The organism is Streptococcus intestinihominis (genome assembly GCF_046824975.1).
Lineage (GTDB): Bacteria > Bacillota > Bacilli > Lactobacillales > Streptococcaceae > Streptococcus.
On the sequence record NZ_JBKQBL010000001.1, the window covers coordinates 86,115 to 91,514 of the forward strand.

At 43.3% G+C, this 5,400-nt stretch carries 6 protein-coding genes; all 6 read right to left on the bottom strand.

The features are described from left to right. Positions 1–182: 182 nt before the first annotated feature. Genes ACLOR3_RS00465 through nrdR form a run of 6 tightly spaced genes read right to left on the bottom strand, consistent with a single transcriptional unit; the run spans position 183 to position 5,222 of the window. Complete coding sequence (locus ACLOR3_RS00465) at positions 183–629, bottom strand: hypothetical protein (protein WP_411399979.1); 447 nt, start codon at positions 627–629, stop codon at positions 183–185. A 6-nt stretch (positions 630–635) separates the two neighbouring features. Further along, positions 636–1,946, bottom strand: a complete 1,311-nt coding sequence (der, locus tag ACLOR3_RS00470) for a ribosome biogenesis GTPase Der (RefSeq protein WP_048716584.1) — start codon at positions 1,944–1,946, stop codon at positions 636–638. A gap of 16 nt (positions 1,947–1,962) precedes the next feature. Continuing rightward, the gene (locus tag ACLOR3_RS00475; RefSeq protein WP_411399980.1) at positions 1,963–2,679 is read right to left on the bottom strand and encodes an NADPH-dependent oxidoreductase; all 717 of its coding nucleotides are present in this window, start codon (positions 2,677–2,679) and stop codon (positions 1,963–1,965) included. Next, positions 2,676–3,575, bottom strand: coding sequence for a primosomal protein DnaI (gene dnaI / locus ACLOR3_RS00480; RefSeq protein WP_195323665.1), 900 nt, complete (start codon positions 3,573–3,575; stop codon positions 2,676–2,678). Before dnaI ends, ACLOR3_RS00475 begins: the two co-directional genes overlap by 4 nt. Continuing rightward, positions 3,576–4,748 carry a replication initiation and membrane attachment family protein gene (locus ACLOR3_RS00485; protein WP_411399981.1) on the bottom strand — a complete coding sequence of 391 codons (1,173 nt, stop codon included), beginning with the start codon at positions 4,746–4,748 and terminating at the stop codon, positions 3,576–3,578. It lies immediately after the preceding gene. Beyond that, positions 4,749–5,222, bottom strand: coding sequence for a transcriptional regulator NrdR (gene nrdR, locus ACLOR3_RS00490; protein ID WP_006595763.1), 474 nt, complete (start codon positions 5,220–5,222; stop codon positions 4,749–4,751). Positions 5,223–5,400: the final 178 nt, after the last annotated feature.

Here is a 5,400-nt window from a genome sequence, read left to right on the forward strand (position 1 = left end):
AGAAAGAGGCTGGGACAAAAGTCCTAGCCTCTCAATTATCTTTGAATTGTCGAGCAAGACGCAGTGGTTGAGTGGGCTCTACTACGCTGATTTCATCAGCTTTTACAGCCCTACTCAACTGTGCGGAGGTGGGACGACGAAATCGAATTCTAACGAATTACCGATTTCTGTCCCACTCTCTTTTATTTTACTCTCTTATAACCTTCTTTTTTGAAATTTTTGATATGTTCTGAATAGTTGGCCAGTTCTCCAAACGTTTTTTTCTCATCGTTGGCTTTATTTAAGGCTTCAACATCTAAGTCTTGGTAGACGATCTTGGTATGAATCATCAGTCCACCCTCTTTCGTCCGACTCACATCTGTTGTATAGCCCGAAATTCCTTTTTTAGGTTCAACAATTTCTTTTTTAATATATTCGAACTCAGAGTCATCTTCAATATTTACATTAAAATTATCAGCCCAAAACTCTTCAGAGATCATTTGATTGGCTCTATGTCGAATCGTCACTCGAAGAAGAATGTCTTTATCTTTTTTCTCATAGGTTTCTTCTCTTTCAATGCTACAAGCTGTTAGTCCCAGAAACACAACGAATGGGACAGCCAACATGAGTCCTTGTTTCAAGGTTTTCATAAACACCTACTTCCGTTTCCGAGCAATCAAATGGATTGGGGTTCCTTCAAAGACAAAGGCTTTCCGAATTTGATTTTCCAAGAAACGAAGATAAGAGAAGTGCATGAGCTCTTCTTCATTGACAAAGACCACAAAGGTTGGTGGCTTGGTAGCAACCTGAGTCGCATAGAAGATTTTTAGACGTTTTCCTTTATCTGTCGGTGTCGGATTAATGGCAATGGCATCCATGATGACATCGTTCAAGACAGCTGAAGGAATGCGTGTATTTTGGCTCTCACTGATCTGCTTAATCATGTCTGGTAACTTGTGCAAGCGTTGCTTGGTCAAAGCAGAGACAAAGATAATAGGTGCATAAGATAAGTATTGGAATTGATCTCGAATATCATCTTCCCATTGCTTCATGGTGTGGTTATCCTTTTCAAGGGTATCCCACTTATTGACCACGATGATCATCCCTTTTCCAGCTTCATGGGCAAATCCGGCAATCCGCTTATCGTACTCGCGGATTCCTTCTTCTGCGTTCAAGACCATCAAGACCACATCCGAGCGATCGATAGCCCGCATAGCCCGCATGACAGAATATTTCTCTGTATTTTCATAGACCTTACCAGATTTTCGCATTCCGGCTGTATCAATCATGGTGTACTCTTGGCCTTCTGCATCGGTGAAATGGGTGTCAATCGCATCCCGCGTAGTTCCTGCTACAGGACTGGCAATGACGCGGTCTTCCCCAAGGATGGCATTAATCAGACTAGATTTTCCGACATTTGGGCGGCCAATCAAGCTGAACTTAATGACATCTGGATTTTCTGGTTCACGATCCGTCGGAAGGTTTTCAACGATGGCATCCAAGACATCCCCTGTACCAATCCCGTGCACAGATGACACTGGCAAGGGGTCGCCTAGACCAAGAGCGTAGAAATCATAGATGTCAGTTCGCATCTCTGGATTATCCACTTTATTGACCGCTAAAATGACTGGTTTGTGGGTCTTGTAGAGCATCCGAGCGACATACTCATCTGCATCGGTAATCCCTTCTTTTCCAGATACGACAAAGACAATGACGTCTGCTTCATCCATGGCAATCTCAGCTTGGTGCTTGATTTGCTCCATGAAAGGTGCGTCCACGTCATCAATCCCGCCAGTATCAATAATACTAAATTGGTGGTTGAGCCACTCAGCCGTTGCATAAATACGGTCCCGAGTAACCCCTTCGACATCCTCGACAATGGAAATCCGCTCACCGGCAATCCGGTTAAAGAGCGTTGATTTCCCGACATTTGGACGTCCTACAATGGCAACAGTAGGTAAAGCCATGGTGTCCTCTTTTCTCTTATTTTTCTAGTTGGTGTTTCTTTAATAATTCTGCCGTAGCAGCAGGTTCTACCTGTCCAAATTGGGCAGCCAAGCGTTGGCTCCAAGTATCCGTTGCCCGTGCTCCAGCATAGGCAGTCTGTACTCGATCAAAGGCTTCAATCACTTCAGGAGTCTGCTCCTGGTAACTTTCTTCGAAGACAACAGCTTCCAAAGGAAGGCGGGGCTTCACAGGATGGTTCTGATTTGGCACTCCTAAAGCCATCCCAAAGACAGGATATGTGTAGTCTGGTAAGTTAAATAGTTTCGCTACTTCAGCCGCTTCATACCGAACCAAGCCAATAATGACCCCTCCATAGCCTAGACTTTCAGCAGCCAGCAAGGTATTCTGACCAGCCAAGGCCGCATCTACAGAAGTAATCAATAAATTATCTGGTCCTTCTGGATGGAATTGATCCGTATGCATCCGAACCCCTTTTTCAGCTCGGTTGAGATCTCCTACAAACAGTAAGAAAACAGAGCATTGACGAATCGCCTCCTGAGGGACGAATTGATAGAGCGCCTCTTTCTTTTCCTGGCTTCTCACTAAGATGATGGAATAAGACTGGAAGTTCTTCCAAGAGGAAGCCATCTGTCCTGCTGTTAGGATCGCTTGAAGGTCTTCCTCTTTGATGTCCTCCTCCTTAAAGCGACGGACAGAGGAATGAGATTTCATCAAATCAATAACGGTATTCATCGGCGATTTTCTCCTTCTAGGCGCACTTCTTTAGCCAGGAACTTAATTCGCTCCATAACACGTTTGGCTTGCCAAGTCTCATCTCCATTCCGAGATGTAGCAAAATGACGTTCTAAATCTTCAAAATTGAAATTCGAAGTAAAGAAGGTTGGAAGAATCTCCTGCATCCGATGTTGCAAAATCACTTGCAAGACTTCATCCCGGACCCAAGGCGACATTTGCTCTGCCCCAATATCGTCTAGAATCAAAATTTCAGCCTTCTTGACCTGATCCAACATCTCTTTAACTTGCCCTGTGTTGATGGCATTTTTGACATCGATGACAAAGCTTGGGAAATGCAAGAGGGTTGAAGAAGCTTGCCGTTTTTCAGACAAGTCATGAGCAAGAGCTGCCATCATATAGCTTTTCCCAACTCCGAAATCTCCGTATAGGAAAATTCCTTTACGGGCTTGAGGATAGGAAGCAACAAAATTGGCCAACTCTTCAAAGGCTCCAAAACGTCCCCGATCATCCAAGTCGACTTTCGCTAAGGAAGCTTCCTTCAAGGTACTTGGCAAGTTGATCAGCTGCAAGCGTTTATTGATAGCAGCTTGTTTTTGTGCCTCAATCAACTCAGGTGTCTCTTCATAGGAAACATCCGCATAGCCCTCATTCATGACCAATACAGGCTTATACCCTCTTGCAATATAATCTTCATCCCCGAGGACAAAGCGATTTCGTTCACTGATGTATTGATTAAATTTTGAAATGCTGCGACGGATTTCTGCTTCCGACAAGGCTTCCTTTTGAATAAAGCTTGCAATCTCAGGTTCGGCGAGAATTTGAGCTACCAATTCTTCATAATTGAACTGCTGTGATCGATTCATCTGGGACATAGTTTTCCCTACGCTCTCCATTTACTCCCCTCCTTGATTTAATTTCTCGAGCAAGGCTCGTTTTTGTTGTTCTAGATCAGCCTGTTCTTCCTGGCTGGTTTGATTGGTATAGTTAGGCTGACTCCACTTAGGAACATTGGTTTTTCCAGTCGCTTGTCCACTCTTAGTTGCTTTCTCTTTTGCTTTTTGTGTATGGGAGTCTTGGCGCTGGCGGATCTTCAGGACAGCCTCTTCAGCCGTTTTAATTCCCTCATACGCAAAATCATTCCCAACTTTTAAGGCATATTTTTCATTGAGATTAGCAGAAGCAACCTTATTAAAGGTCAACAACAAGATCACGTTTATGACTTCATCTAATAGGCCTAACTGGGCCAAATCAGAAATCGCTTGACGCTCAGATTGGGTCACGACAGCCTTACGTGCTTTTTTAATTCCTGCTAAAAATTGACGACTGGTCTTATTTTTTGCTTCCCGGATAATGGCTCTTTCCTGCGGAGTAAACTCATCCTTGCCTTTTTCCTGTGGTTGTTGGGTTAGTTTCTGTCTCATCCGCTTGGTCGAAATGATCCTATTAGCCGCTGTCTCCTTGGCCAAGAGATAGGTCTCATACCAAGTCCAATTCTTCTCTTCTGTGATGGCATAGAGAACCAAGAGGTCTTCTTGTTCGTTCTCAAAACGGAGACCATCTCGCGCCATTAATTGTTTAAAGTGCTCCAAACTGAAGGAAGATGTTTTCTTCTGATGGGTCGAAACTCCATCAATCCCAAAGACAGAGGCAAAGTTCACCTTCCGTTTTTCGCCCTCTGGTTTTTCAGGGAGCAAGTCACGAACTGCCGCTTCTCCTATTTTTTTCTCCAGCAATTTCTGATAAGCAACATTGGCAAAAAATTGATCTGCTTCTAGCGGAGCCAAAAATCGGAACTGAAGTCCTTCATCTGTCTCAAAAACCTCTAGTAAATTCATGGCAATCAAACGGTCTAGACTTTCGAGAAAATGAGCGAACCCTAGATCCAAATGATTTAAAACAACAGCAATCAGCCGTTTTTCTTTCCCCTGATCATAGAGACTCAGCAGAAAAGTATATAATTGACTTGCTTGAACACCTAATATTGGTCCATACAGATGCGTGAAAGAGGCTCCTGTAGGCGCTAAATAATTATTCTTCAAGAAAGAAAATGAAGTATTGGGCTTCATCTATTTTTCCTTTTTCTTCTTCGTTCCTTTGGTAATCTGCTTTAAGAGACTTTCCAATTCACCAACATCCTTGAAACTACGATAGACACTCGCAAATCGAACATAGGTAATTTCGTCCAATTCTGCTAACTCGTCCATGACAAGTGATCCGATATAGTCACTCTGGATCTCATTTTCACTCTGACTACGAATCTTTTGTTCGATTCGCCCCACAATTTCCTCAATTTCGTCACTCGACACGGGACGTTTCTGAGCAGATCGAATAATCCCATTAAATATTTTATCTCTAGAAAACTGTTCCCGGGTGCCATCTTTTTTCACCACAACAAGAGTCCGCTCTTCTACTCGTTCATAAGTGGTGAAGCGATGATGACATTCATCACATTCTCTTCTTCTACGAATCGTTTTCCCGTCTTCTGCCTGGCGACTATCTACAACACTAGACTTATTTCCGCCACATTTTGGACACCGCATGGACACCCTCCTTATCGTTTCTTAATACTTTATTCTATCATATTTAGGGCTAAAGTGAAAGCAAGGGAAATAAAGAAAATCCCTAGCCTCCTGGAGGGATAGGGATTTGAATATTATGGTAAATACAAGTCAGCTGACAAACCATAATGGTCGCTAACGAGAGGCTGACTAGAACCAT